Origin of the sequence: Mesorhizobium sp. WSM4898, assembly GCF_029625845.1 — a bacterium.
Taxonomy (GTDB): domain Bacteria; phylum Pseudomonadota; class Alphaproteobacteria; order Rhizobiales; family Rhizobiaceae; genus Mesorhizobium.
The window spans coordinates 128683-153351 of the sequence record NZ_JARTVQ010000001.1; the positions used below are offsets into that span (position 1 = coordinate 128683).

Consider the following 24669-nt stretch of genomic DNA (forward strand, 5'->3'; position numbering starts at 1 on the left):
CAACTGAATATTCTTTTTAAAACAACGGATTGATCATGACATCACGCACCATTCTGATCGTTGACGACGACGACGACCTGCGAGCCACCCTCGTCGAGCAACTGGCGCTTTACGAGGAATTCGACGTCCAGCAGGAAGCCACTGCCGCAAAAGGCGTCGCCACGGCGCGCGGCGGCCTTGTCGATCTGCTCATCATGGACGTCGGCCTGCCAGACATGGACGGTCGCGAGGCGGTGAAGATCCTGCGCAAGGGCGGCTATAAGGCCCCGATCATCATGCTGACCGGCCACGACACCGATTCCGACACCATTCTGGGGCTCGAGGCCGGCGCCAACGATTACGTCACCAAGCCTTTCCGCTTCGCGGTGCTCTTGGCGCGCATCCGTGCGCAGTTGCGCCAGCACGAGCAGAGCGAGGACGCCACCTTCTCGGTCGGCCCCTACACCTTCAAGCCCAGCCAGAAGCTTTTGATCGATCCGCGCGGCGCCAAGGTGCGGCTGACCGAAAAGGAAGCCTCGATCATCAAATATCTCTATCGCGCCGACCAGAAGGTGGTAACGCGCGACGTGCTCTTGGAAGAAGTGTGGGGTTACAATTCCGGCGTCACCACCCACACGCTGGAAACCCATGTCTACCGGCTGCGCCAGAAGATTGAGCGCGATCCTTCCAATGCCGAAATTCTTGTGACAGAAAGCGGCGGCTACAAGCTGGTTCCTTAAACATTTCATGATCTAGAGCGATTCCAGGAAAAGTGTGAAAGCGGTTTTCCGATCGGAAATGCGTCGAACCAAACAGATAGGCGGTCGGGCGGGATTGCCTCGGGTACGATCCTGATGCTGGAGGGTGATGGATCGGCTCGCTGCACGCATCGCACGATGCGTGATTGAAAGTTGGAGTGCGCGCTCCCGCAAGGAGACGGCGCTCCAAAGGAGGGACTGGACTGACCGCTCGGGGACACAGCTAGCATGGCGCTGGATGACGACATCCGCATCCTGTCCGCCGTGAAGCTTTTTCAGGGCTTCACGCAGGAACAGTTGCGCCTGCTGGCCTTCGGCGCCGAGACCACTTTTCTGCAGGCCGACCACAAGCTCTACCGCGAGGATGACGTGGCCGACTCGGCCTATATCGTCGTTAGCGGGCGGATAGTCCTCTATCGCGAGCAAGGCACCGGCGAACGCGTCCCGATCGGCACGGCAGGCCCCGGCGCCATGCTCAGCGAACTGGCCCTGATCGCCGACACCAACCGGCTGACCAGCGCCTCGGCCGCGATCGATTCGGAAGTGATCCGCTTGAGCCGAAAGATGTTTCGCCGCATCCTCGAGGAATATCCGGAGCTCGCGGTGCAGCTGCACGAGCGCATCCTGGAGGAATTCCAAGAGATGATCGCCCGCATCGAGGAGCTCGCGCCACGGTTTACGGAATAGACGCGCCGCAGCGTCTCTGCCGATTGATAGCGCTCAATCCAATTCAAACTTCGCGATGACCGGCACATGGTCCGACGGCTTCTCCCAGCCGCGCGCCGCCTTGACAATCTCGTAACCGGCAAAGCTCGGCACCAGATTGGCGGACGACCAGATATGGTCGAGCCGCCGGCCGCGGTCCAATGCTTGCCAGTCCTTCGCGCGGTAGCTCCACCAGGTGTAGAGCTTTTGCTCGGCCGGCACGTTGAGCCGCATCAGGTCAACCCAGCCGCCGGCCCGCCGCATCGCCTCGAAGTTTTCGGTCTCGACCGGCGTGTGGCTGACGACGTTGAGCAATTGCTTGTGCGACCACACGTCATGCTCCTGCGGCGCGATGTTGAGGTCGCCCACCAGGATCGAGGCATCGTGCTCGCTCGCCGGCACGCTGTTCATCTCATAGACGAAATCGAGCTTGTGGCGGAATTTCCGGTTGATCTCCGGGTCCGGCTCATCGCCGCCGGCCGGAACGTAGAAATTGTGCAGCAGAATCGACCTGCCGCCGGCCTGGACCCTGACCGAGAGATGCCGGCTGTCGTCGATCTCGCAGAAACGCCGCTTCTCGACCAGCGCGATCGGCCGGCGCGCCACCGTCGCCACGCCGTGATAGCCTTTCTGGCCGTGGAACAGGATGTGCTGGTATCCGGCCTTGCGGAAAGCCTTTTCCGGAAACAGCTCGTCCGGGACCTTGGTTTCCTGCAGGCAGAGCACGTCCGGCGCGTGCTCCTTGAGCAGCCGCTCGACGATCGGCATGCGCAGACGCACCGAGTTGATGTTCCAGGTGGCTATGGTGAAGGGCATTCAGGCAGGTCCGGCAAAAGATCGCCGATCTACTGCCAGCCACGCGCCATAAAGACAAGCCGGCCCGCGCTGCAAGCCGGCCCTGCCCTGAATATGGGCGGACCTACCGCGTCTTGGTATTGAGCTCGCGGTTCGCCGTATAATCGATCGCGAAGGTGCCGTCCGGAATGGAGACGCCTTCCTTGACGTTGAAGATCATCACCGTTGTGTCCTTGCCCTGCGCGTCGGTGATCGTCCACTGGCGCAGTTCATAGGTCTTCGGATCAAACATCATGGTGATCTTGGCGTTGCCGAACACCGACTTGTCGGAGAGTTGGATGGTGGTGAGGTCGTCTTCTTCCTTGACGGCCTTCACGCGCCCGCCCGAGAGATCGATCCGGTCGTCGAGCAAAAGCTTCAAGGGCGTCTTCGACAGCGGATAGAGGTCGGAGGTGTTCAGCTTCTTGTTGAGGATGACGACCGACTTGCCGTCCGAGATCACCCGGAAATTCGACGATCCGTCATAGTTGAAACGGATTTTGCCGGGACGTTCGAGGAAGAACTTGCCGCCGGTCTGCTCGCCCTTCGGGCCGAACTGCACGAATTCGCCGCTCATCGATTTGACCGAGGAAAAATGGTCGGCGATCTTTTGCGCCGCCGGCGGAACGGCGGCCTGAGCCAAGGCCAGAAGTTGGAAGCCCGGCACGACATTGATGGCGGCGGCGCCCGCAAGCACCAGGCCAAGGCCGAGCAGCTGTCGGCGGGTCGGAGCGAAATCTGTCTGGGTCTTCATGCCGGTCACTTCCTGTGATTTGCCTTGGTCGCAGTCTCTGGACCGCCAGTTGGGCCTAAGTTTGGCGGGTCGCACGGCGCTTGGTCGCATCAACGCGCCAGAGGGTTCAAAGTTGCCGGCCGCCTCCCGTAGGCCTCGCCGGGCTAGAACTTATCGTCCTCGGTGGGAACGAGAATCTCGCGTTTGCCGGCGTGGTTGGCCGGGCCGACGATGCCTTCCTTCTCCATCTTTTCGATGATTGACGCCGCGCGGTTGTAGCCGATGCCCAGCCGGCGCTGGATGTAGCTGGTCGAGGCCTTGCCGTCGCGCAGCACCACGGCCACCGCCTGATCGTAGGGATCGTCGGAATCCTCGAAATTGCCGCTCCCGCCGCCGCCGGAACCGCCCCGGCCCGAGGCGCCGTCCTCGTCGTCTTCCTCGTCATCCTCGGTGATGGCGTCGAGATACTCCGGCACGCCCTGCTGTTTGAGATGGCCGACGATGCGTTCGACCTCGTCGTCCGAGACGAAGGGACCGTGGACACGCTGGATGCGGCCGCCGCCCGCCATGTAGAGCATGTCGCCCATGCCGAGCAGCTGCTCGGCGCCCTGCTCGCCGAGGATGGTGCGGCTGTCGATCTTCGACGTCACCTGGAAGGAGATGCGGGTGGGGAAGTTGGCTTTGATGGTGCCGGTTATGACGTCGACCGACGGGCGCTGCGTCGCCATGATGACGTGGATGCCGGCGGCGCGCGCCATCTGCGCCAGGCGCTGCACCGCGCCTTCGATGTCCTTGCCGGCCACCATCATCAGGTCGGCCATTTCGTCGATGATGACAACGATATAGGGCATCGGCTCGAGGTCGAGATCCTCCGTCTCGTAGATCGCCTCGCCGGTCTGGCGGTCGAAGCCGGTCTGCACTGTGCGCGAGATTTTCTCACCCTTCTTTTCGGCCTGGCTGACGCGTGCGTTGAAGCCGTCGATATTGCGCACGCCGACCTTGGACATCTTGCGGTAGCGGTCTTCCATCTCGCGCACCGTCCATTTCAGCGCCACCACGGCCTTCTTCGGATCGGTGACGACGGGCGTGAGCAGATGCGGGATGCCGTCATAGACCGAGAGCTCGAGCATCTTCGGATCGATCATGATCAGCCGGCATTCCTGCGGGGTGAGCCGGTAGAGCAGCGACAGGATCATGGTGTTGATGGCGACCGACTTGCCCGAGCCGGTGGTGCCGGCGACCAGCACATGCGGCATCTTGGCGATGTCGACGATGACCGCCTCGCCGTTGATGGTCTTGCCGAGCGCCAAGGCGAGCTTCGCCTTGGTGGTTTCGAAGTCGCGGCTCGCCATGATCTCGCGCAGATAGACCGTCTCGCGCTTGGCATTCGGCAGCTCGATGCCGATGGCGTTGCGGCCGGGCACGACGGCGACGCGGCAGGCGATCGCGCTCATCGAGCGGGCGATGTCGTCGGAAAGGCCGATGACGCGCGAGGATTTGATGCCGGGCGCAGGCTCCAGCTCATAGAGGGTGACGACCGGACCCGGGCGGACATGGATGATCTCGCCCTTGACGCCGAAATCCTCGAGCACGCCTTCGAGCAGCCTTGCGTTCTGCTCCAGCGCGTCCTTCGACAGGCTTGGGTCTTTCGCCACGTTCTTCGGTTCGGACAGGAAATGCAGCGACGGCATCTCGAACGTGCCGGAGCCGATGAGCGAGGTCTGCGCCTCGCGCTGAACGCGTGCGCCTTGCACCGGGCGCGGCGCAGGCGCCTCCACGCGCGTCGCCGCGTCCGAGCGGAAGTTGCGCACATTGGCGCGGCGCTGGACCGGCTCCTCGTCGTCGAAGTCGTCGAGATCGGCCTCTTCGTCGTCGAAGACATTGTCGTCCATGGGATCGACCGAAGCGCTGCGGTCGTTGACCATTGCGGCGAAGAATTCCGGCTCGACACGGGCGCGGCCGCCGGGGCTCATCCTGGATTCGGCATACTCGGCCGATTCGACCCGTTCGGCGGCGCGGCGCCAGGCGCTGGCCCGCGGCTCCATCTGAGGCTCAAACTCGTCACGCTCCTGCCTGCGGCGCGCGGCACGCCGATGCATCCATGCACGGAAGGACAGCCACCAATGGGTGATGGCGCCGAGCGCAAGAATGCCTTCGTCGCCCTCGTCTTCATCCTCATCGAAGAGCAGATCGTCCTGCTCGCGCGGTTCCGGCTCGGCGGCGCGCGCCATGACGGCAAAGCCGTTCTTGCGCGCGATCAGCGCCGAGCCATAGGCGAACAGCCAGAGCGCCGGCATGGCGAGCACAACGGCGATGATGGTGGCGAAAAGGCCCTTCGGATAGCCGCCGACGGCGATGCCCGGGATCTTCAGCACCATATCGCCGAACACGCCGCCGAGACCGGTCGGCAGCGGCCAGGTGTTGGGCGGCGTCACGCAGCCGACAATCGCCGCGGCAAGCAGCGCGAAGCCGAACCAGGCAAGCCCGCGCTTGCCCAGCCTGTCGACGCCGCGGGCGGAGAAGAGCAGAAAACCCCAGATCACCGCCGGCACCAGCCCGGCGACGGCGGCAAGGCCGAAGAACTGCATGGCAAGGTCGGAAAACACCGCGCCCGCATAGCCCATGGCGTTGGTGACGAGATTGTTGGTGGCGTGCGAGAAGCTTGGATCGGCGACGTTCCAGGTAGCGAGGCTGGCGACGCCGAAAGCGGTGAACACGAACATCCCGGCGCCGACCAGGCGCCCAACCTGCCGCCGCGCGAACGCCTGGATGCCGTGCCCCGTATCGGTCAGCGCGAGCGGTGCTGAAGCGCCTGAACGCATGCCTCTTCCCCGTGTGTCGATGCCTGGCCGGATGCGTGACGCATGCCGGGAGATTCGTCTCCCAGACTATCGGCGGGAAGGTTAAGGGCGCATTAACCATGCCTTTTGCCGAGATGCTCCCGGAAAGGAGATGGCGGGCCCATGAAGCCCGCCATCCCTCATTGGCAAAGACGAAACGGTCAGGCCCGTAAGGACCCGACCTGCCGCACATCACTTATGGCCGGCGTACTGCATCAGGTTGGCGCAGAATTCGGCATGCGGCTTGCTCATCGCCGCGTCCTGGCACTCCTTCATCATCGCGTCCTGCTTGTCTTTTGCCGTCGTCGCCCAGGCGGCCTTGAAATCGGCCTCGGACTTCATGGTCTTCATGCTGGAATCGGTGAAGAACGGGGCCATATTGTCAGGCGAGTCGAGCGCGCCAGCAAGTGCAACACCGCTGACCATCGACAGAGCCATTGCTCCCAGGAAGATATTCTTGCAGTTCATTGGTCGGTTCCTTCCCTGATATTTGGCGACACCACGATGGCGGTCGCAATCCCAGTACGGAACCGGAAGGGCGGACGTTTCACACATTCGCGATCAAGTGAATGTGATCGAAACGCTCCATGCTCATATCCGAGAAAAAAGGAGGCCCGGAAGATCTTCCGGGCCTCAAGGCGTGAGCCCCTTTCAAGAGCATCACGACGGGATCTTGGGAGTAAATCGGGAAAGCCGCGCCGCGGCCTTCGTTGATATCCGGACCGGCGGGAGGAGTATCCGCCGGTCATTGGCAGGGTCCCTTACGGCACGACTTCGCCGTGCTGGGTGACGTCGAGACCCTCGACCTCTTCCTGGGTGCTCGGACGCAGGCCGACCAGCGCCTTGACGATGTAGAGGATCACCAAGGTGGCGACCGCCGTCCATACGATGGTGACAGCGACGCCGTATGCCTGCTTGGCGAGCGAGGCGCCCGACGACAGGCTGTTGATCGCCGGATCGGCGAGCACACCGGTCAGCAGTGCGCCGACGATGCCGCCGACGCCGTGGACGCCGAAGGCGTCGAGCGAGTCGTCATAGCCCATGGCATGCTTGAGCTTGACCGCCGACAGGTAGCAGACGACGCCCGCGATGATGCCGACGAAGAAGGCGCCGGTCGGGTTGACGAAGCCGGAAGCCGGCGTCACCGCGACAAGGCCCGCGACAGCACCCGAGATGATGCCGAGCACCGAAGGCTTCTTGGCGACGATCCATTCGGCGAACATCCAGGCCAGCGCCGCCGCGGCGGTGGCGACCTGCGTGTTCAACATCGCAGCGCCGGCGAGGCCGTCGGCCGCCAGTTCCGAACCGGCGTTGAAGCCGAACCAGCCGACCCACAGCAGCGAGGCGCCGATCACCGAATAGACCAGGTTGTGCGGCGCCATGTTGGTGGTGCCGTAGCCCTCGCGCTTGCCGAGAACGAGCGCGCAGACCAGGCCCGCGACACCGGCATTGATATGGACGACGGTGCCACCGGCGAAATCGAGCACACCGGCGGTGGCGAGGAAGCCGCCGCCCCATACCCAGTGCGCGACCGGCGCGTATACGACCAGCAGCCACAGCGCCATGAAGATGAGCAGCGCCGAGAACTTCAAGCGTTCGGCGAAGGCGCCGGCGATCAGCGCCGGGGTGATGATGGCGAAGGTCATCTGGAACATCGAGAAGACGAATTCAGGGATGTTCGCCACACCGGGCGCCCACAGCGAGGAAGTGGTGATGCCGTGGTGGAAGAATTTCGAGGCACCGCCGATAAACTTGTTCATGCCGCCGCCGTCGGAGAAGGCCAGCGAGTAGCCGAACATGAACCACAGCACCGTCACCAGGCAGGTGATGGCGAAGCTCTGCATGATGGTGGCGAGTACGTTCTTCTTGCGCACCATGCCGCCGTAAAACAGCGCCAGGCCCGGGATGGTCATCATCAGCACCAGCGCCGTCGAGGTCAGCATCCAGGCGGTGTTGCCAGTGTCGAGCGCGGGCGCCGGGGCGGCCGGCGCTGCGGCCGTGGCTGCCGGAGCGGCCTCCTGCGCGAAAGCGGCGGCGGTGCTGAACGCTACGAGAGCGAGCGCAGCGGCCGCGCGTCCCGTCGTCTTCAAGGGGGAAGGAATATTCATTGAACTCTCCGTTGGAATAGCTGGTCGCCGCTCAGAGCGCGTCGGTGTCTGTTTCGCCGGTGCGGATGCGCACCGCCTGGTCGATGCCGAAGACGAAGATCTTGCCGTCGCCGATCTGGCCGGTCTTGGCGGCGGAGCTGATGGCTTCGACGGCCTTGTCGACCATGTCGGCGCCGACGGCGACCTCGATCTTGATTTTGGGCAGGAAGCTGACCGCGTATTCGGCGCCGCGATAGATTTCCGTATGTCCCTTCTGACGCCCGTAGCCTTTGACTTCGGTGACGGTCAGGCCCTGGATGCCGACGGCGGTGAGCGCTTCGCGCACCTCGTCGAGCTTGAACGGCTTGATGATTGCCATCACGATTTTCATAAGGTTTCACCCTTTGCTGTTGCGGTCCCCCGCGTTTGCACACCTTCACCGATCCCGAGGAGAGCCGGAGAGTGCAGGACAGGATTCAAGCTCCGTGCCAATTGCCGAAGCAGGACATTAACCTGTTGTAAACAAAGGTGATCAGCAGCGCTTGCTCAACAAACGGGCGCAGTGCCGCAATGGCTCATGATTAAAAAATGGGCAAAATTTGGAAAATGCCTGCTTTCTAGGCTTGCTTCGAAGCCGGCTCAGCGTTTCAGCCGGATGAGGCCTTCCTGCGCGACCGAGGCGATCAGCGTTCCGTCGCGCGCGAACAGCGATCCGCGGGTGAAACCGCGCGAGCCTTGCGTGGAGGGGCTGTCCTGCGTGTAGAGGATCCAGTCGTCCAGCGAATGACTGCGGTGGAACCACATGGCATGGTCGAGGCTGGCCGCCTGGATGTCGCGATCGAAGATGGCGCGGCCATGCGCGAAGGTCGAGGTGTCGAGCAGCGTCATGTCGGAGAGATAAGCAAGAACCGCCGCCTGCGTGGCGCGGTCTTCCGGCACCGGGCCTGTGGTGCGGATCCAGATATTCTGCTCCGGCTCCAGCTTTTCGCGGCTGGTATAGTGCTTGAGCATTACCGGCTTCATCTCGATCGGCCGGTCGCGCTCCCAGTAGCGCTTGATGCCTTCCGGCACCGCCTCGCCGAACTTGCCGAGCAGCTCGCGCTGCGACAGAAGCGTGTCGGGCGCCGGCACGTTGCGTGGCATCGGCAGCTGATGCTCCAGCCCGACCTCGTCCTGCTGGAACGAGGCTTCCAGCGAGAAGATCGCCTGCCCATGCTGGATCGCCACCACCCGGCGCGTGGTGAAAGAGCCGCCGTCGCGGATGCGGTCGACCTCATAGACGATCGGAACCTTGGTGTCGCCGGGCCGCATGAAATAGCCGTGCAGCGAATGCACATGGCGCCCGGGCTCGACAGTGCGCTGGGCGGCGACCAGCGCCTGAGCGATCGTCTGGCCGCCGAACACGCGCTGCCAGTCGAGCTTGGGGCTGCGACCACGATACAGGTTGTGTTCGAGCTGCTCGAGGTCGAGAATGTCGAGAAGCTCGTCCATGGCCGCCATGTTCCACGTCCCTTGAAGATGTGTCATGGCGGGTTTCGGACAGGAGAGCCGGGCAGTCAAGCTGCAACGGCCGCCGCGGTGGCCGGAGGCCGCGAAAGGAAAGTGCCATGGTCGACCGCAAGGCGGATGCAGCGGACAAAACCTCGGTGGACGTGCTGGTGGCGGGCGCCGGCTATGTCGGCCTTGCCGCGGCCGTGTCGCTGAAGCAGGCGCGACCGAGCCTTGCCGTCGCCATTGTCGATGCGGCACCTGCCGGCGTCTGGCAGAAGGACGGCCGCGCCTCGGCGATCGCCGCCGCCGCCTGCCGCATGCTAGAGCAGCTCGGCGTCTGGGACGAGATCGCGCCCGAGGCGCAGGCGATCACCGAGATGATCGTCACCGATTCGCGCGCCGCCGATCCGGTGCGCCCGGTGTTTTTGACCTTCGACGGCGAGGTGGAGCCCGGCGAACCCTTCGCCCATATGGTGGCCAACCGGGTTCTCAACGGCGCGCTGCGCCGCCGCGCCGAAAAACTCGGCATCGACGTCATCGAAGGCATGGCCGTCAGCGCCTTCGACACGAACGGCGCCGGCATCACCGTGCATCTGGCCGACGGTGCCGCGCTCAAGGCCTGCCTGCTCATCGCCGCTGACGGCGTCAATTCGAAGCTGCGCGACATGGCCGGCATCAGGACGGTAAAATGGGAATACGGCCAGTCCGGCATCGTCTGCACAGTCGCGCATGAGCGCCCGCACAATGGCCGCGCCGAGGAACATTTTTTGCCCGCCGGCCCCTTCGCCACCTTGCCGCTGAAGCCTGAGGAGGACGGTATCAATCGCTCCTCGATCGTCTGGGTGGAGCGCACGGAAGACGCGCAGAAGCTGGTCGAGGGCGACGAGTTCGTCTTCGAGCATGAGCTGGAGCAGCGCTTTGGGCTGAAGCTCGGCGAGATCCGCGTCGCCGACAAGCCGCGCGCCTGGCCGCTCGGCCTGATCCTTGCGCGCGCCTTCGTCGCACCGCGCATCGCGCTCGCCGGCGATGCGGCTCACGGCATCCATCCGATCGCCGGTCAGGGCCTCAATCTCGGCTTCAAGGATGTCGCAGCACTTGCCGAAGTGGTGGTCGAGGCCGACCGGCTCGGCCAGGACATCGGCGCGCTCGACGTGCTCGAGCGCTACCAGCAATGGCGCCGCTTCGACACGCTGCAGATGGGCGTCACCACCGACGTGCTGAACCGCCTGTTTTCCAACGACATCGGCCCGCTGCGCGCCGTGCGCGACCTCGGCCTCGGTATCGTCGAGCGCATGCCGAAGCTCAAGGACTTCTTCATCCGTCAGGCGTCTGGCCTGTCAGGCGACATGCCGCGGCTATTGAAGGGCGAAGCGATCTAGCGCCTAGCAATTGGCCGGTGCCTACGCGACGTCGTCATCCACGGCGGGAGCGGGAGCGAAGCGGACGCCAAGACCCGAGGATCCATGCGGTGACCTTGGTCGAAGAATGCCGCCGAGCAGAATTCTGCACCGCTGCAACGCTTATAGGTAACGGAATGGATTCTATGGTCTGCGCCGCGTCGCTTCGCTCCTTGCTCCGCCATAGAATGACGATGCGAGAAGCGTTTCGGCCAATCACGAAGGTAGGCGATCCGGCCGCCACTGCTTCAGCTTAATTGACCTCAAAACCCAGCTTCTGCCGCAGCCTCACCATCCGCTGATCGGCGATGCGCAGGCGGTGCTCGCCGCCCTGTGCCACCCGGTTCAGCATGCTGAGCAGATCGTCCCGTTCGTGCGGCTCGAGGCGCTCGCGCAGGAACGGCGCCAGCTTGTCGATGACGATCGTGGTGTCGTCGACCTGCGCGGCCGCCCATTTGGCGTAGACGACGGCCTCGTCGGTTTTCTTAGGGTTGTCGGCAATCTGCGCGATCACCTCACGGATGACGGCTTCGCGCTGCGGCAGGATCGGGCCATGTTCCGAAACGATCGCGGTGATCAGCGTCGCGGCGGCCACGACCGGATCGTCGATCGCCGTCAGCGGCGAAAGTGCCGCCTGTTTGCGCAGCTTCTTGCGGCGGATATTGCCCTGCACGCGGCCGATAACGTCGGCGACCTCGCTGGCCGCCTCGTTCATCGCCTTCAGCCGGTACCACCAGATGGCCGCCACGCCGAGCAGGCCAAGCATAGCGAGCAGAAAAGGCATGCCGAATTCCCCCGAAACCGCGGCAACGATAGAAGAAGTACAGCATCGCTTCAACTCGCGACAATTGCGGCGATGAACAAACCGCTAATAGCTCCGGGTCATGACCCCGGTATGTCGTAGACAGCCCTGACCTCGACGGTGCCGAGCTCGGCTAGCGGAATGCCGTCTGCAATCGCCATCGCCTCGTCGAGATCCGCGGCCTCGACCATGACGAAGCCGAGCAGCTGTTCTTTCGTCTCGGCGAACGGCCCGTCGGTGACCAGCCGCTTGCCCTTGCGACGCCTGAGCGACTTCGACATCTTCACCGGCTGCAGCGCCTGCGCGATGATCAGCTTGCCTTGTCGATCGAGTTCCCTGTCATAGGCGAGCGAATCGGCGTCGAGCTTGGCGGATCGTTCCGGTGTGAGCGCGAAGAGGTCCTTTTCCTCGCCGTAGACCAGCAGGACATATTTCATTGTCAGTTCCCTTCCTGCGATGAACCATAGGAGGCGACCGCGATGCTGTCAGCCTTGCTTCTGGCCGCCGCATGATCGAGCAGGCATGCCGCAATCCCGATTATGGCCACGGCCGCCGCCAGCCGGCCGAGGCCGAAGGCCGGGGGATCCAGCCAGAACTCTTCCGGTCGCTGCACCCTTCGGCCGGGGCGCCTCCAAAGTGCGAAAAACAGATTGTCCATCTTCAACCTCCTTCGGCCCCGAACTTCGTGGCCGCCCCAGGACGGTCCGGCCGCCGGGAAGTCGACATTTTTGCACGCGTTTTTTTCGAGAATTTTTTTGCGGGCGTCGACTTCGCGGGCACAATCGCGCCATGGTCTTCCGGCGCGCTCGCGCTATAGTTCAGGGGAACGCCGGCGCCCGCCGGCGCGAACCCCGACAAGCCAGGAGGACTTCATGGACCGCACCGCAAACGCCGTCTGGAAAGGCAATCTGAAAGAGGGCAAGGGCACGCTGGAAACGCAGAGCGGGACTCTGAAGGGCATACCCTATTCCTTCAAGGCGCGCTTCGAGGATGAGAGCGGCAAATCCGGCACCAATCCGGAAGAGCTGATCGCCGCCGCCCATGCCGGATGCTACGCCATGCAGCTGTCGCATTTCCTCGCCGAGAACGGCACCCCGGCCACCGCGCTCGACTCCAAGGCTGTTGTGACACTGGTGCCCGGCACCGGCATAACCGGCAGCGCCATCACCCTGGTCGGCAAGGTCCCGGGCATCGATGCGGCAAAGTTCCAGGAACTGGCCGAGAAGGCCAAGGCCGAGTGCCCGGTCTCAAAGGCGCTCGGCGCCATCAAAGTCTCGCTGGACGCCAGGCTGGGCTGACGTAGGCTGCGCGGGGCAGCGATCCTTCGCGCCCCCCTTTGCCCTGCCGGGCATCTCCCCCACGAGGGGGGAGATCGGCTATCGCGCCGGCTTTGGCCAGTCACCGACGCCGCATGAACGAGCGAAGCGCTGGAACTGCCAATCTCCCCCCTTGTGGGGGAGATGTCCGGCAGGACAGAGGGGGGCGCTGTCCCGCCATCATCTCACGCTAGCCGCCCAGCGCCTCGATCTTCGCCCGCAACGAAGCAACCTCTTCCTCCAGAGCCCGCACCCGCGCTTCGAGATCGGAAGCGTCGGAGGATTGCGGCGGTTCCCATGGCGCTGCCGCCGCTGATGCTTCCACCGGACCGCTGAGCAAATGCACATACCGCTCCTCGCGCTGCCCGGGCGCACGTTCGAGCAGCAGAATGAGCGGTGGCCGGCGGCCGATGAGGAGGTCGAGATTATCGCGAAGCTCTTCGATCGACCCGAAGCGTGCCATGCGCTCAGAACGGGCGAGCAGCTCATGCGCCGTCTGCGCGCCGCGCAGAAGCAGCAGACCGACGATCGCGATCTGCGGCGTGGTCAGCGAAAAGCGCTGCGCCATCAGATGTTCGTAGCGCTCGACCCGTGAAGCAAAAGCCTGGCGCACCAGACCCTTCTGTTCGAGCGAGCTGAGCGCGCGCCTAACGTCGGTCAGCTCCAGCGCCATCACCGGCTCGCGCGCCGTCTTCTGGTTGGCCGCGGCATGCGCACCGTTCAGCGTCAGCGGATAGACGTCCGGCGTCAGCTCCTTCTTCTCGATCAGCGAGCCGAGCACGCGGGCTTCGACGGAAGAGAGGACGGGGAGATCGGTCATTGGGTTTGGCTTTTCGATAAGGTCGGTTCTCCGGGTACCGATTTTGACAGAAATCGGATCGCCGCGACAAGGCAGAACCTTCGGAACGTCGGCGGGACAGCGCCCCCCTCTGTCCTGCCGGACATCTCCCCCACTTGGGGGGAGATCAGCAGCTTCGCCGACGGCGCTCATCCTTCAACGTTGGCGATTGGCGAAAGCCGCGATGACAGCCAATCTCCCCACCCGTGAGGGAGATGGCCGGCAGGCCAGAGGGGGGCGCGAAGAATCGCTGCGTACGAACTTGAGCCGCTAAACTCTAGACGCGCCGCTCCACCATCATCTTCTTGATCTCCGCGATCGCCTTCGCCGGATTGAGCCCCTTCGGGCAAGTTTGCGCGCAGTTCATGATGGTGTGACAGCGATAGAGCCGGAACGGATCCTCGAGATTGTCGAGCCGCTCGCCGGTCGCCTCATCGCGGGAATCGATCAGCCAGCGATAGGCCTGCAGCAGCGTTGCCGGGCCGAGATAGCGCTCGCCGTTCCACCAGTAGCTTGGGCACGAGGTCGAGCAGCAGGCGCACAGGATGCACTCATAGAGCCCATCGAGCTTCTCGCGGTCTTCATGGCTTTGCAGCCATTCCTTGGCGGGCGTCGGCGAGACCGTCTTCAGCCATGGCTCGATCGAGGCATGCTGGGCATAGAAGTTGGTGAGGTCGGGCACGAGGTCCTTGATCACCGGCATATGCGGCAGCGGATAGATCTTCACCGCGCCGGAAATGTCGTCGGCGCCCTTGGTGCAGGCGAGCGTGTTCGAGCCGTCGATGTTCATGGCGCAGGACCCGCAAATGCCTTCGCGGCAGGAGCGGCGCAGCGTCAGCGTCGGGTCGATCTTGTTCTTGATCCACAGCAGCGCGTCGAGCACCATCGGGCCGCAATCGTCCATGTCGACGAAATAAGCGTCCATCCGCGGATTCTCGTCGTCGTCCGGCGACCAGCGGTAGATGCGGTATTCGCGCAGATTGGTGGCGCCCTCCGGCTTCGGCCAGGTCTTGCCCTGCTGGACTTTCGAATTCTTGGGAAGCGTGAGTTCGACCATTACCTGCGGTCCTTTCGGATGACGAGCTTCAGCCCGGACCAGATTTCGTTGAGGGCCGCGACCTTGACGTCGACAAGGTCGCGCTTGAGCGCCTCGGCGCGGATGACGTCCTCGGTGACGTCGGTCGGCACGTTCGAAGCCTTCTTCGGCCAGGAGACCCAGACCATGCCGTCGCGCTTGATCGCCGTCTCGATGCCGGCCAGGCCGTCCTCGATCTCGGCGCGCTGCCGGGTGAAAGCGTGCACGGCATCGTATTTCCGGTTGCCCGAGATCGCCGACCAGTTGGGCACTCGGTCGACCCCGGCAAACGCGACGGCCCCAGCCAACTCGTCGAGCTCCGGCGGCAGCGCGATGAAGGCGGCGACCATGCCGTCCTTCAGGCCGAGCTTGGCCGGAAGGGGCGTGCCGGAATATCCCGCGGCCGCCAATGCCATGTCAGTAGACCCTGGCCTTTGGCGCGATCTTGGCCAGGCTGATGCCGCCATCCTTTTCCGCCAGCAGCGGGTCGGTGTGCACCGGGCGGTAGGAAAGCGTCACCTTGCCGTCCTCGCCGACGTGGGCCAGCGTGTGCTTGCGCCAGTTGGCGTCGTCGCGCGCCGAGAAATCCTCTCGCGCATGCGCGCCGCGGCTCTCCTTGCGCGCCTCGGCGCCGTAGACCGTGGCGATGGCATTGACCATCAGGTTTTCGAGCTCCAGCGTCTCGACCAGGTCCGAGTTCCAGATCATCGAGCGGTCGAAGACCTTGACGTCCTTGAGCTCGCTCCAGATCTGCGAAACGCGCTTGCAGCCATTTTCCAGCGATTCCTGCGTGCGGAACACCGCTGCGTCTTCCTGCATCGCCCGCTGCATCTTTTCGCGCAGCGCCGCGGTCGGGGTCGAGCCGCTGGCGTGGCGCAGCTTGTCGAAGCGGTCCATGATCTTGTCGATCGATTCCTGATTGGGCGACGGAATCGCCGACTTGCGATCGATCACCTGGCCGGCGCGGATTGCGGCCGCGCGGCCGAACACGACGAGATCGATCAGCGAGTTGGAGCCGAGCCGGTTGGCGCCATGCACGGAGGCGCAGCCGGCCTCGCCCACCGCCATCAGGCCGGGCGACACGCGGTCGGGGTTGTCGAAGCTCGGGTTGAGCGCCTCGCCCCAATAATTGGTCGGCACGCCGCCCATATTGTAGTGGACCGTCGGCAGCACCGGGATCGGCTCCTTGGTCAGGTCGACGCCGGCGAAGATCTTGGCCGATTCGGAGATGCCCGGCAGCCGCTCGTGCAGCACCGCCGGATCGAGATGGTCGAGATGCAGGAAGATGTGGTCCTTGTTCTTGCCGACGCCGCGGCCCTCGCGGATCTCCAGCGTCATGCAGCGCGAGACCACGTCGCGCGAGGCGAGGTCCTTGGCCGACGGCGCGTAGCGCTCCATGAAGCGCTCACCCTCGGAATTGACAAGATAGCCGCCCTCGCCGCGCGCGCCTTCGGTGATCAGGCAGCCGGCGCCGTAGATGCCGGTCGGATGGAACTGCACGAACTCCATGTCCTGCAGCGGCAGCCCGGCCCGCGCGGCCATGCCGCCGCCGTCGCCGGTGCAGGTATGCGCCGAGGTGGCGGAGAAATAGGCGCGGCCATAGCCGCCGGTCGCCAGCACCACCACCTTTGCCGAGAAGCGGTGGATGGTGCCGTCGTCGAGGTTCCACGCCACCACGCCGGTGCATGTGCCGTCCGGCTCCATGATCAGGTCGAGCGCGAAATACTCGATGAAGAACTGCGCGTTGTTCTTCAGCGACTGGCCGTAGAGCGTATGCAGGATGGCGTGCCCGGTGCGGTCGGCGGCGGCGCAGGTGCGCTGAACCGGCGGGCCGTCGCCATAATTCATCATGTGGCCGCCGAACGGCCGCTGATAGATCTTGCCCTCTTCGGTGCGCGAGAATGGCACGCCGTAATGCTCGAGCTCATAGACGGCGGCCGGCGCCTCGCGCACCATGTATTCCATGGCGTCGACGTCGCCCAGCCAGTCTGAGCCCTTGACCGTGTCGTACATGTGCCACTGCCAGGAATCTGGGCCCATGTTGGAGAGCGAGGCGGCGATGCCGCCTTGCGCCGCGACCGTGTGCGAGCGTGTCGGAAACACCTTGGTGATGCAGGCGGTGCGCAGCCCCTGCTCGGCCATGCCGAGCGTGGCGCGCAACCCGGCGCCGCCGGCGCCGACGATCACCACATCGAATTTGTGATCGACAAAGGTGTAGGCCGAAGCCGTGCTGGCTGTGTTTGCGCTGGCCAAGACGTCAGCCTCCGAATGCGAGTTTGAGCAGAGCGAAGAGCGAGGCGACGCCGACTGCTATTGAGAAGAATGTGTTGAGGGCGATCAGCGCCAGCTTCATGCCCTCGCCATGCACATAGTCCTCGATGATGACCTGCATGCCGATCCGCATGTGGTAGAGCGCGGAAATCAGCACCAACGACAGCACCAGCGCCACGAAGGGGTTCGCGAGCGACGCCCGCACTTCAGCATAGCCGTGGCCGTTGAGGGCGATCAGGAAGCCGACGAAGAACAGGATGAGCGGGATATTGGCCACCGCCGTCAGCCGCTGGCGCCAGAAATGGCCGGTACCCTCACGGGCCGAACCAAGGCCGCGAACCCTCCCGAGCGGCGTGCGCATGTCCGAATTCTTTGCGGTCATCAGAGTGCCCCCCGCGCCATGTAGCCCGCGATCCAGATCAGCAGCGTCAGCACGATCGAGCCGGCGAGCGTTGCCCATGCGATCCTCGAGGCGGTGTGTTTTTCGAGCCCGGCGCCGGTGTCCCAGACGAGATGGCGCAACCCGCCCAGCATGTGGTGCATCAGCGCCCAGGTGTAGCCGAACAGGACCAGTCGGCCGAGCCAGGAGCCGAAGGCCCAGTTGACCCAGTCGAACGCAGCCTGCGAACTCGACGCAGCGATCAACCAGGCCGCCACCAGGAGCGTACCGAAATAGAGCGCGCCGCCGGTGATGCGATGGATGATCGACATCGTCATCGTGATCGGGGGCCTGTAAATCGTCAGGTGCGGCGAAAGCGGCCGTTCACGTCTGGCAATTGCGCGGGTGGCTGGTGATTTGCTCATGGCTCCCCCAGATCGGCGTTCCTGAGCCGCGAAGGATGCGGCTTTTGCCGCCACGACATAGGGCCTCGGATAGCGGGTTTCTAATGCGCTTTTTGCACCGCGTCAAAGCCGGAAAATCGTTTTGGAAACGTCATTTAGTCTGACAAAACGGGGAAATTCAGCTTCAATCGATTAGCGGCCGATCTGCAGCCGGCGCAACGTCGCTGCAGTGCAATAAGATCCGTTATCTTTTGCAGCTCTGCGGCGTGGACCCCTTCTTCATCACCAGCGCCTCGCGACCGTCGATCACGATTGCGTCATGCGTCGCCGCTTCCTGGTAGCGGCTGGTTTGATTGGCGGGCGACGCTGGAAACACTTCGGCCGAGCCATCCGGCCCGAGCACGCGCAGCGAAGAGCCGAGATTTTGGATGGTGATCATGCCGCCATCGCCGCATCTGTAGGTGGCCGTTCCGACGCCGGCTCGCGGCATGGTCAAGTCGGTGGTGATTTTGGTTGCGGGTGGCGAAGCTGTTGCCGATGTCTTGGGCGCTGCGGCAGCTCCGGCCCCGGGAGCGACGGGTTGGCTGGTTGGAACGGGCGAGACTGTTGGCGATAAAGTATTCGCCGCCTTCGGCACGCCGTCCTGCGGCATACAGGCCGCAGCCGCAAGAAGCAGCGGAACAACGAGCGACACCCAAATCGCACGGCCAAACATCATGTGCTGCCCCTTTCGTGCGCGGCACGCTAGCCACGCAATGCGCCAAGATCAAGCTCGCCTGGGCCGGGGCGGGGCGATGGACGGAGTGGAGCCAAGGCGCCGAAATTAACCATGTTCATTAAGTTCCCCTCCTGAAGCCTGTCTGCCCCTTAACAAAGGTTAAGAAAGGGTTAATTTCCGATTCGCACGACGTTTGCAGGGCGATCCCGAGGGTCGCACCGTCCAAGGGAGAGCGACATGCGTTCGAATTCAGTGCGGGCAGGCCTGGCGGTCGCGACGCTGGCTGCACTTGCCACCGCCGTTGCTGTGCCGGCCGAAGCCGGCCTGCGCCATCATGACCGCGTCTATGCCGATTCCTTCGGCAATCTCGTCATCGAGAGCGCCGCCGGCTACAAGCGCATCATCGTCGGCGAGGGCCGGCACGCCAAGCAGCTCTCGAACTTCACCGGCGCCGGCCAGCCAGATGTCATCTACGATTCCGACGCTGCCGGCGCCCCGGGCTGCTACCAGCCGCCGGTCTTCATCAAGGGCCGTTCCTATATGTACGGCCTCTCCGACGGCGAGATGCCCAACCTCAGCCCCTGCCGCTGACCGCCGGGAACTGCCGGCGCGCGGTCCCGAGCGAGACGCGCACGCAGTCGCGGCCGGCATTCTTGGCCGCGTAAAGCGCTTCGTCGGCGCGCCGCAGCAGATCTGGAAAATCCTCATCCGTGGCAAGCTCGGCGACGCCGAAGCTCGCGCTGCAGCGATGATCGGCGGGCAGGCCTTCGATCGGCAGCCCGCCAAACGCGCTGCGCGCGCCTTCCGCGAACAATCGCGCGGCAGCAAGGTTGGTACCGGGCAGGATGATGGCGAATTCCTCGCCGCCGATGCGGCCGGCGACGTGATGCTCGGCCGCCGCCTCGCGCAGCAGGCCTGCGAAGGTCTCGATGACACGATCGCCGCAGGCATGCCCGTAGCTGTCGTTGATCCTCTTGAAGTGATCGAGGTCGGCAATGACCAGCGCCACCGGTACGCCCCGGCGCACCGCATCGCGCAACGCCAACTCGGCATGGCGTTCGAAACCGCCGCGGTTGAGGAGCCGCGACAGCGTGTCCGTCTCCGATTTCGACATCGCCTCGGCCAGCACGTCGCGCACCAGGATGGCGAGCGCGAGCAGCGCCAGCGCCAGACCGAACACGGTGCCAAGCGACTGCGACACCAGTGCATAACCCGTCTGCACATAGGATTGCGGATTGGCGCCCCAGCCGCCCAGCGCGCCGGCGATGAAAGGCTTTGATGCGAACTGCAGGGCGCTTGCCGCGAGCACGAGCATCAGGAGGTGATCGAGCCGCTGGAGCCGCTGCCTGGAGGACAGCACGATGCCAAGCGCGGTGCACTGCATGGCCGCATAAGGAAGCTGATAGGCCAACATGCGGGTGAGCGAGTATCGCGGCAGGTCCTGCACCAGATAGACGGCGGCCGAGGCCACGGCCAGGAAGACCAGCATCGGCGCCCAGGGCGGCGTCACGCCATATTTGTGGGCAAGCCCGCCGTTGAAAGCGATGGTTGCGCCGAGGAAGACAGCGAAGGCCATGACAACCGGCAGCCGGGCATCGGCAAAAGCGGGGATACTGAACTCGATGGCAAAATAGGCCATGCCGAGCAAATAGCCGAAAGCCAGCCAGCGCGCCGACACACGCCCGACGTCGTGGACGGCGATCGCCGCGAAGGCCGCCGCCAACAGCCCGGCGACGAGCAGGTTGATCATCAGGATGAAATCGGCGCTGCCCATGTTCCCTTCGAAGCCCCCCGGGCAGAAAACCATCGACGGGCGAAAAACACGTTAACGCCCGGTGATGTTGGCTGTTGTCAGGTGCTCTGGACGGGTAGTCTGCGATTTCAGCCGACGCTCACCGCTTCGGGCACGAAGGCGGTTTCGGGGCGCTCGTAGGAAAGGCGGACGCTGTCGCGGCCATTCCTCTTGGCCTTGTAAAGCGCCTCGTCGGCGCGCCGCATCAGCGGCGCCAGCCCTTCCGCGCCGCTGCGGGCGGCGACGCCGAAGCTCGCTGTCACCCTGGTGCCGAGCGGCAGGCCGTCGACGGCCCCGGCCGAATAGAAGGTGCGGATCGCTTCGGCGAACAGGCGCGCCGCGGCGAGATCGCTGAGCGGCAGGAGCACGGCGAACTCCTCGCCGCCGATGCGGCCCGCTGCGCCGCGCGCGCCGGTGGCAAAGCGCAGCTTGGCAGCGAAATCGGCAATCACTCGGTCGCCTGCCTCATGTCCGTGCTGGTCATTGAGCGCCTTGAAGTGATCGAGGTCGGCAAGCACCAACGCGACGGGAAACCCGGCCTTGGCGCATTGATCGAGCAGAAGTGCTGCCCGGTCCTCGAAGCCGCGCCGGTTGAGAAGGCCGGACAACGGGTCGGTGTGCGTCTCGGCCTTCAGTGCCTTCAGCACATCGAGGGCGGCCGCCGTGAACAGGCAGAGCGCGATCAGAAGCGACAAAAGCGCGTGCGAGAGCAGCGCCGTCGTCCAGTAGGACGAGCCGTAGAAGCCGTCATAGCTTGGGAACGGTCCATGCGCGATGACGACGATCAGGGTACGGGCGGTGAAGTTCAGCGCGGAAAGCAGGGCCAGCGCGACCAGGATTTTCTCAGGGCCATTGTTGCGCACTGTCCTGAGCTCGGCGGCGACGAGCAGGCTCAGGCCGCCGAAGCCGAAATTCATGCTGAGCACGCGCCAGGTAAGATCCGGCTCGACGAACATGAACCATGCGAAGGCGGCGAGCCCGCCGCCGGCCATGAGCCCGATGCCGAAATAGGGCACGCGCCGGCCGTAGCGGGCGATGATCGCGCCGGAAAGGCAGCAGGCGGCTATCGTGAAACAGATGTTGGAGATCAGCTTGGTCGCCACGATGCCGAGCGGCAGCGTGAAATATTGCAGCAGGAAACCCGACGCCGACAGGCAGTAGCTCGCCGCCAGCACCGCCAGATACGGACGATGGCGCTGATAGAACCACAGCACGAGGAACGCAGCGCCGAGCGCCAGCGCTATCGTCGGATTGAGCAGCGCTATGAGCAGACCGGTGTCCAACGGACCGTGACTTCCCCAAGTTACCCAAGGGGAGATGCTAGTCGGGAAGCACAAACAAGCGGTTAAGCGACGGCACGGAACAGCTCCGGGAGACCGGCGTTCTCAACACAAAACAGGAGAACGCCGATGGCCGGTACAATCACCCTGACCGAGCACGATGCGATCCGTTCCTGGGCGGCGGCGCGCGCCGGATTTCCGGCCATTGTCGACATTTCGCCCGAGGCCGGCACGCAACCCATGCTGCGCCTGGTTTTTGGCCAGAACGCCTATGAGGACGACGACCGCCCGGAGCGGCCTCCCAACGCCGGCGGCTACGAGCTGGTCGAATGGGACGAGTGGTTCAAGATTTTCGACGAGCAGCAACTGGCGCTGATCGTCGCTGCCGACGAGCCTGGCCGACGTGAGGAGTTCCACGAGATTATCCGGCTCGGCGACCGCTGACCGACAAAAGGCCCGGATCGCGGTGCGCTCCGGGCCTTTGATCGCGTCCGCGGCAGGCCGTTACTTCCAGTCGCGGATATCGACGAAATGGCCGGCGATTGCCGCCGCCGCCGCCATGGCCGGCGAGACCAGATGGGTGCGGCCCTTAAAACCCTGCCGGCCCTCGAAATTGCGGTTCGAGGTCGAAGCGCAGCGCTCATGCGGCTTCAGCCGGTCGTCGTTCATCGCCAGGCACATCGAGCAGCCGGGCTCGCGCCAGTCGAAGCCCGCGGCGACGAAGATCTTGTCGAGCCCTTCGGCTTCGGCCTGCTCCTTCACCAGGCCGGAGCCCGGCACGATCATGGCGTTCACGCGCGGATTGACCTTCTTGCCCTCGACAACCTTGGCGGCGGCGCGCAGGTCCTCGATGCGGCCATTGGTGCAGGACCCGATGAAGACGCGGTCGAGCGTGATGTCGGTGATCTTGGTTCCGGGCGTCAGCCCCATATAGTCGAGCGCGCGCAGCTTCGAGGAACGCTTGTTCTCGTCGGCGATGTCGGCCGGATTCGGCACGAAACCCTGCACCGAGACGACATCCTCGGGCGAGGAGCCCCAGGAGACGATCGGCGGCAGTTTTTGCGCATCGAGCACGACCACCTTGTCGAAATGCGCACCTTCGTCGGAATGCAGCGTCTTCCAGTAGGCAAGCGCGGCGTCCCAGGCGGCGCCCTTCGGCGCGCGCGGCTTGTCCTTCACATAGGCGAAGGTGGTCTCGTCCGGCGCGATCAAGCCGGCGCGCGCACCGCCTTCGATCGACATGTTGCAGATCGTCATGCGACCTTCCATCGACAGCGAGCGGATCGCCTCGCCCGCATATTCGATGACGTAGCCGGTGCCGCCGGCAGTGCCGATCTCGCCGATGATGGCGAGGATGATGTCCTTGGCGGTGACGCCTTCCGGAAGCTGGCCGTCAACGCGCACCAGCATGTTCTTGGCCTTGCGCTGGATCAAAGTTTGCGTCGCCAGCACATGCTCGACTTCCGAAGTGCCGATGCCGTGCGCCAGCGCGCCGAACGCACCGTGCGTGGAGGTGTGGCTGTCGCCGCAGACAATGGTCATGCCGGGCAGCGTGAAGCCTTGCTCCGGCCCGATGATGTGGACGATGCCCTGGCGGACGTCGTTCTCCGAATAATATTCGATGCCGAAATCCTTGGCATTCTTGGCCAGCGCCTCGACCTGGATGCGGCTTTCCTCGTTCTTGATGCCGAACTTGCGCTCGGGCGAGGTCGGCACGTTGTGGTCGACCACGGCGAGCGTCTTCTCAGGATGGCGAACGTCTCGGCCGCTCATGCGCAGGCCTTCGAAGGCCTGCGGGCTGGTGACCTCGTGGACGAGGTGGCGGTCGATATAGAGCAGGCAGGTTCCGTCGTCCTGGCGGTCGACGACATGGTCGTCGAAGATCTTGTCGTAGAGGGTGCGCGGTGCGCTCATGTGCGTAAATCCGTCGATATGAGAATGGCAAAAGCTGTCGCCGGGGCTTCCGACCGGCGAAGCGATCGGATAAGTCGCCTCAGCTAAGTCGGCTGGTGAGCGCGCCGCAGACGCGCGCGGCAAATCGCGACGGCAGGCGCTTCCTGTCCTGCAGCACGAAACCCTTATAGGCCGGATCGCCGAAAAGCTCTTCCATGGCGCTGCTCATATCAACGTTTTGGCTTTTCGGCAATTGCGGTAGCTTTGCCTTCTCCCCTTGTGGGAGAAGGGTGGATCGGCGCGCAGCGCCGAGACGGATGAGGGCTGTTCCAGCGGAGTGAGACGCTGGCTTTCCCTGGAGCACCCCTCATCCGTCGCCTTCGGCGACACCTTCTCCCACAAGGGGAGAAGGGGAAGCCGCGCTCACAGCACCCCGAATACGAAAGTCTTCACCAGCGCGTGCGGGTCGCCGATCGCATAGCAGCGAAACCACGGACTTTCCTCGGCCAGCCGCCACCTCCTTGCCTGCCTGAGATCGTCGAACACCGCTTGGAAGCCACCGCTCTCAAAAACCTGGTCGCGCACTGTGAAGATGGCGTGGCCGCCGCTCTTCGTGATGCGCACGAGTTCGTGCAGGCCCTCGGCCGGCGCGTGGCCGATGGTGAAGACGCCGGTCGAGAAGAAGGCGCGGAAATGACTGTCGGGCCAGGGCAGCGGACCGCCGAGCATCGCCTTCTTCAGCTCGCCATAGGCATTGCGGCTGCCTGCGATCTTCAGCATGTCGTCTGAAAGGTCGAGACCGGCGATGTCGCCATAGCCCAGCGCTTTCAATGACGGCCCGGACAGGCCGGTGCCGCAGCCGGCGTCGAGCAGCGGGCCTTCGCCCGCCGGCACATGCCGCGCCACCCAGGCGGTGATAAGGAAGGGCAGCAGATAGCCGAGCGAGGCGGTCTCGCCGTCATAGGTCGCCGCCCATTCAGCATAGGCCTTGGCGAGCGCCTCCGGCGTCTCGGCCGAATAGACGGAATCCAGCGCCGCATTGGCCTTGTCGAAATTCATGGGTCAGCTCCTGGACGT

At 64.3% G+C, this 24669-nt stretch carries 27 protein-coding genes; 6 read left to right on the forward strand and 21 right to left on the reverse strand.

The genetic code is table 11. The features are described 5' to 3' along the window. The first annotated feature begins 35 nt into the window (after positions 1-35). Both P9228_RS00615 and P9228_RS00620 read left to right on the forward strand, forming a co-directional pair. Positions 36-719, forward strand: a complete 684-nt coding sequence (locus tag P9228_RS00615; protein WP_066998380.1) for a response regulator transcription factor — start codon at positions 36-38, stop codon at positions 717-719. Positions 720-965: 246 nt separating this feature from the next. After that, entirely contained in the window at positions 966-1424 is a 459-nt protein-coding gene (locus P9228_RS00620; protein WP_067322970.1) for a cyclic nucleotide-binding domain-containing protein, read from the forward strand. Positions 1425-1457: 33 nt separating this feature from the next. On the opposite strand, the gene P9228_RS00625 is transcribed toward P9228_RS00620, so the two are convergent. The 7 genes from P9228_RS00625 to tesB all read right to left on the reverse strand — a co-directional run bounded on the left by P9228_RS00625 (position 1458) and on the right by tesB (position 9436). Continuing rightward, positions 1458-2258: an exodeoxyribonuclease III gene (locus tag P9228_RS00625; protein ID WP_278051733.1), complete on the reverse strand. Its 801-nt coding sequence runs from the start codon at positions 2256-2258 to the stop codon at positions 1458-1460. Positions 2259-2361: 103 nt separating this feature from the next. After that, positions 2362-3030: an outer membrane lipoprotein carrier protein LolA gene (locus P9228_RS00630; protein WP_066998340.1), complete on the reverse strand. Its 669-nt coding sequence runs from the start codon at positions 3028-3030 to the stop codon at positions 2362-2364. 143 nt (positions 3031-3173) lie between these two features. Continuing rightward, complete coding sequence (locus P9228_RS00635) at positions 3174-5831, reverse strand: DNA translocase FtsK (protein ID WP_278051737.1); 2658 nt, start codon at positions 5829-5831, stop codon at positions 3174-3176. Positions 5832-6041: 210 nt separating this feature from the next. Further along, a complete protein-coding gene (locus tag P9228_RS00640; protein ID WP_066998346.1) occupies positions 6042-6317 on the reverse strand; it encodes a hypothetical protein in 276 nt (91 codons plus the stop codon). Positions 6318-6610: 293 nt separating this feature from the next. Beyond that, positions 6611-7792: an ammonium transporter gene (locus tag P9228_RS00645; protein WP_245322420.1), complete on the reverse strand. Its 1182-nt coding sequence runs from the start codon at positions 7790-7792 to the stop codon at positions 6611-6613. A gap of 196 nt (positions 7793-7988) precedes the next feature. Then, positions 7989-8327, reverse strand: coding sequence for a P-II family nitrogen regulator (locus tag P9228_RS00650; protein WP_066998360.1), 339 nt, complete (start codon positions 8325-8327; stop codon positions 7989-7991). A 248-nt stretch (positions 8328-8575) separates the two neighbouring features. Continuing rightward, entirely contained in the window at positions 8576-9436 is an 861-nt protein-coding gene (tesB, locus tag P9228_RS00655) for an acyl-CoA thioesterase II (protein WP_278052867.1), read from the reverse strand. Between the two features lie 107 nt (positions 9437-9543). On the opposite strand from tesB, the gene P9228_RS00660 reads away from it, so the two are divergent. Then, positions 9544-10806 (forward strand): ubiquinone biosynthesis hydroxylase, encoded by a 1263-nt coding sequence (locus P9228_RS00660; protein WP_278051742.1) that lies wholly within the window; start codon positions 9544-9546, stop codon positions 10804-10806. Positions 10807-11077: 271 nt separating this feature from the next. On the opposite strand, the gene P9228_RS00665 is transcribed toward P9228_RS00660, so the two are convergent. The 3 genes from P9228_RS00665 to P9228_RS00675 all read right to left on the reverse strand — a co-directional run bounded on the left by P9228_RS00665 (position 11078) and on the right by P9228_RS00675 (position 12284). Continuing rightward, on the reverse strand, positions 11078-11608 hold the full coding sequence (locus P9228_RS00665; protein WP_095799646.1) for a hypothetical protein: 531 nt from the start codon (positions 11606-11608) through the stop codon (positions 11078-11080). A gap of 98 nt (positions 11609-11706) precedes the next feature. Then, on the reverse strand, positions 11707-12063 hold the full coding sequence (locus P9228_RS00670; RefSeq protein WP_095782697.1) for a YciI family protein: 357 nt from the start codon (positions 12061-12063) through the stop codon (positions 11707-11709). Positions 12064-12065: 2 nt separating this feature from the next. Next, the gene (locus P9228_RS00675; protein WP_095831801.1) at positions 12066-12284 is read right to left on the reverse strand and encodes a hypothetical protein; all 219 of its coding nucleotides are present in this window, start codon (positions 12282-12284) and stop codon (positions 12066-12068) included. Positions 12285-12498: 214 nt separating this feature from the next. Here P9228_RS00675 and P9228_RS00680 point away from each other — a divergent pair, with 214 nt between their 5' ends. After that, entirely contained in the window at positions 12499-12924 is a 426-nt protein-coding gene (locus tag P9228_RS00680; protein WP_095779974.1) for an OsmC family protein, read from the forward strand. 208 nt (positions 12925-13132) lie between these two features. Here the strand turns inward: P9228_RS00680 and P9228_RS00685 are convergent, their stop codons facing one another. The 7 genes from P9228_RS00685 to P9228_RS30955 all read right to left on the reverse strand — a co-directional run bounded on the left by P9228_RS00685 (position 13133) and on the right by P9228_RS30955 (position 18348). After that, the gene (locus P9228_RS00685) at positions 13133-13762 is read right to left on the reverse strand and encodes a DUF480 domain-containing protein (protein ID WP_067322943.1); all 630 of its coding nucleotides are present in this window, start codon (positions 13760-13762) and stop codon (positions 13133-13135) included. 295 nt (positions 13763-14057) lie between these two features. After that, positions 14058-14837 carry a succinate dehydrogenase iron-sulfur subunit gene (locus P9228_RS00690; RefSeq protein WP_278051755.1) on the reverse strand — a complete coding sequence of 260 codons (780 nt, stop codon included), beginning with the start codon at positions 14835-14837 and terminating at the stop codon, positions 14058-14060. After that, on the reverse strand, positions 14837-15271 hold the full coding sequence (locus tag P9228_RS00695) for a DUF3052 family protein (RefSeq protein WP_067322940.1): 435 nt from the start codon (positions 15269-15271) through the stop codon (positions 14837-14839). The genes P9228_RS00690 and P9228_RS00695 overlap by 1 nt, the downstream gene beginning before the upstream one ends. Before the next feature lies 1 nt (position 15272). Then, positions 15273-17108 carry a succinate dehydrogenase flavoprotein subunit gene (gene sdhA / locus P9228_RS00700; protein WP_278051759.1) on the reverse strand — a complete coding sequence of 612 codons (1836 nt, stop codon included), beginning with the start codon at positions 17106-17108 and terminating at the stop codon, positions 15273-15275. Positions 17109-17112: 4 nt separating this feature from the next. Continuing rightward, the gene (gene sdhD / locus P9228_RS00705) at positions 17113-17508 is read right to left on the reverse strand and encodes a succinate dehydrogenase, hydrophobic membrane anchor protein (protein WP_095799641.1); all 396 of its coding nucleotides are present in this window, start codon (positions 17506-17508) and stop codon (positions 17113-17115) included. Next, positions 17508-17930 (reverse strand): succinate dehydrogenase, cytochrome b556 subunit, encoded by a 423-nt coding sequence (gene sdhC / locus P9228_RS00710; protein ID WP_067322933.1) that lies wholly within the window; start codon positions 17928-17930, stop codon positions 17508-17510. The genes sdhD and sdhC overlap by 1 nt, the downstream gene beginning before the upstream one ends. 223 nt (positions 17931-18153) lie before the next feature. Continuing rightward, entirely contained in the window at positions 18154-18348 is a 195-nt protein-coding gene (locus P9228_RS30955) for a hypothetical protein (protein ID WP_336619659.1), read from the reverse strand. Positions 18349-18864: 516 nt separating this feature from the next. On the opposite strand from P9228_RS30955, the gene P9228_RS00720 reads away from it, so the two are divergent. Continuing rightward, positions 18865-19218: a hypothetical protein gene (locus tag P9228_RS00720; RefSeq protein ID WP_278051763.1), complete on the forward strand. Its 354-nt coding sequence runs from the start codon at positions 18865-18867 to the stop codon at positions 19216-19218. On the opposite strand, the gene P9228_RS00725 is transcribed toward P9228_RS00720, so the two are convergent. Both P9228_RS00725 and P9228_RS00730 read right to left on the reverse strand, forming a co-directional pair. Further along, complete coding sequence (locus tag P9228_RS00725) at positions 19202-20401, reverse strand: GGDEF domain-containing protein (protein ID WP_278051765.1); 1200 nt, start codon at positions 20399-20401, stop codon at positions 19202-19204. The genes P9228_RS00720 and P9228_RS00725 overlap by 17 nt on opposite strands. A gap of 107 nt (positions 20402-20508) precedes the next feature. Next, positions 20509-21702, reverse strand: a complete 1194-nt coding sequence (locus P9228_RS00730) for a GGDEF domain-containing protein (RefSeq protein WP_127247335.1) — start codon at positions 21700-21702, stop codon at positions 20509-20511. 126 nt (positions 21703-21828) lie between these two features. On the opposite strand from P9228_RS00730, the gene P9228_RS00735 reads away from it, so the two are divergent. Continuing rightward, on the forward strand, positions 21829-22143 hold the full coding sequence (locus P9228_RS00735; protein ID WP_066991843.1) for a hypothetical protein: 315 nt from the start codon (positions 21829-21831) through the stop codon (positions 22141-22143). 60 nt (positions 22144-22203) lie between these two features. On the opposite strand, the gene leuC is transcribed toward P9228_RS00735, so the two are convergent. After that, complete coding sequence (gene leuC / locus P9228_RS00740) at positions 22204-23613, reverse strand: 3-isopropylmalate dehydratase large subunit (protein ID WP_066991840.1); 1410 nt, start codon at positions 23611-23613, stop codon at positions 22204-22206. 402 nt (positions 23614-24015) lie between these two features. Beyond that, positions 24016-24651, reverse strand: coding sequence for a class I SAM-dependent methyltransferase (locus P9228_RS00745; protein WP_278051767.1), 636 nt, complete (start codon positions 24649-24651; stop codon positions 24016-24018). Positions 24652-24669: the final 18 nt, after the last annotated feature.

Bases quoted from the DNA above. Each gene is read 5' to 3' on its own strand.
- sdhD (WP_095799641.1), bottom strand. From the start codon at position 17,508: ATGACCGCAAAGAATTCGGACATGCGCACGCCGCTCGGGAGGGTTCGC.
- P9228_RS00640 (WP_066998346.1), bottom strand. From the start codon at position 6,317: ATGAACTGCAAGAATATCTTCCTGGGAGCAATGGCTCTGTCGATGGTC.
- P9228_RS00620 (WP_067322970.1), top strand. From the start codon at position 966: ATGGCGCTGGATGACGACATCCGCATCCTGTCCGCCGTGAAGCTTTTT.
- leuC (WP_066991840.1), bottom strand. From the start codon at position 23,613: ATGAGCGCACCGCGCACCCTCTACGACAAGATCTTCGACGACCATGTC.
- P9228_RS00720 (WP_278051763.1), top strand. From the start codon at position 18,865: ATGCGTTCGAATTCAGTGCGGGCAGGCCTGGCGGTCGCGACGCTGGCT.
- P9228_RS00675 (WP_095831801.1), bottom strand. From the start codon at position 12,284: ATGGACAATCTGTTTTTCGCACTTTGGAGGCGCCCCGGCCGAAGGGTG.
- P9228_RS00680 (WP_095779974.1), top strand. From the start codon at position 12,499: ATGGACCGCACCGCAAACGCCGTCTGGAAAGGCAATCTGAAAGAGGGC.
- P9228_RS00685 (WP_067322943.1), bottom strand. From the start codon at position 13,762: ATGACCGATCTCCCCGTCCTCTCTTCCGTCGAAGCCCGCGTGCTCGGC.
- P9228_RS00630 (WP_066998340.1), bottom strand. From the start codon at position 3,030: ATGAAGACCCAGACAGATTTCGCTCCGACCCGCCGACAGCTGCTCGGC.
- P9228_RS00735 (WP_066991843.1), top strand. From the start codon at position 21,829: ATGGCCGGTACAATCACCCTGACCGAGCACGATGCGATCCGTTCCTGG.
- P9228_RS00745 (WP_278051767.1), bottom strand. From the start codon at position 24,651: ATGAATTTCGACAAGGCCAATGCGGCGCTGGATTCCGTCTATTCGGCC.
- P9228_RS00695 (WP_067322940.1), bottom strand. From the start codon at position 15,271: ATGGCATTGGCGGCCGCGGGATATTCCGGCACGCCCCTTCCGGCCAAG.
- P9228_RS00650 (WP_066998360.1), bottom strand. From the start codon at position 8,327: ATGAAAATCGTGATGGCAATCATCAAGCCGTTCAAGCTCGACGAGGTG.
- tesB (WP_278052867.1), bottom strand. From the start codon at position 9,436: ATGGCGGCCATGGACGAGCTTCTCGACATTCTCGACCTCGAGCAGCTC.
- P9228_RS00690 (WP_278051755.1), bottom strand. From the start codon at position 14,837: ATGGTCGAACTCACGCTTCCCAAGAATTCGAAAGTCCAGCAGGGCAAG.
- P9228_RS00615 (WP_066998380.1), top strand. From the start codon at position 36: ATGACATCACGCACCATTCTGATCGTTGACGACGACGACGACCTGCGA.
- P9228_RS00625 (WP_278051733.1), bottom strand. From the start codon at position 2,258: ATGCCCTTCACCATAGCCACCTGGAACATCAACTCGGTGCGTCTGCGC.
- P9228_RS00725 (WP_278051765.1), bottom strand. From the start codon at position 20,401: ATGGGCAGCGCCGATTTCATCCTGATGATCAACCTGCTCGTCGCCGGG.
- P9228_RS00645 (WP_245322420.1), bottom strand. From the start codon at position 7,792: ATGCTGACCTCGACGGCGCTGGTGCTGATGATGACCATCCCGGGCCTG.
- P9228_RS00660 (WP_278051742.1), top strand. From the start codon at position 9,544: ATGGTCGACCGCAAGGCGGATGCAGCGGACAAAACCTCGGTGGACGTG.
- P9228_RS00635 (WP_278051737.1), bottom strand. From the start codon at position 5,831: ATGCGTTCAGGCGCTTCAGCACCGCTCGCGCTGACCGATACGGGGCAC.
- sdhC (WP_067322933.1), bottom strand. From the start codon at position 17,930: ATGAGCAAATCACCAGCCACCCGCGCAATTGCCAGACGTGAACGGCCG.
- P9228_RS30955 (WP_336619659.1), bottom strand. From the start codon at position 18,348: ATGATCACCATCCAAAATCTCGGCTCTTCGCTGCGCGTGCTCGGGCCG.
- P9228_RS00670 (WP_095782697.1), bottom strand. From the start codon at position 12,063: ATGAAATATGTCCTGCTGGTCTACGGCGAGGAAAAGGACCTCTTCGCG.
- P9228_RS00665 (WP_095799646.1), bottom strand. From the start codon at position 11,608: ATGCCTTTTCTGCTCGCTATGCTTGGCCTGCTCGGCGTGGCGGCCATC.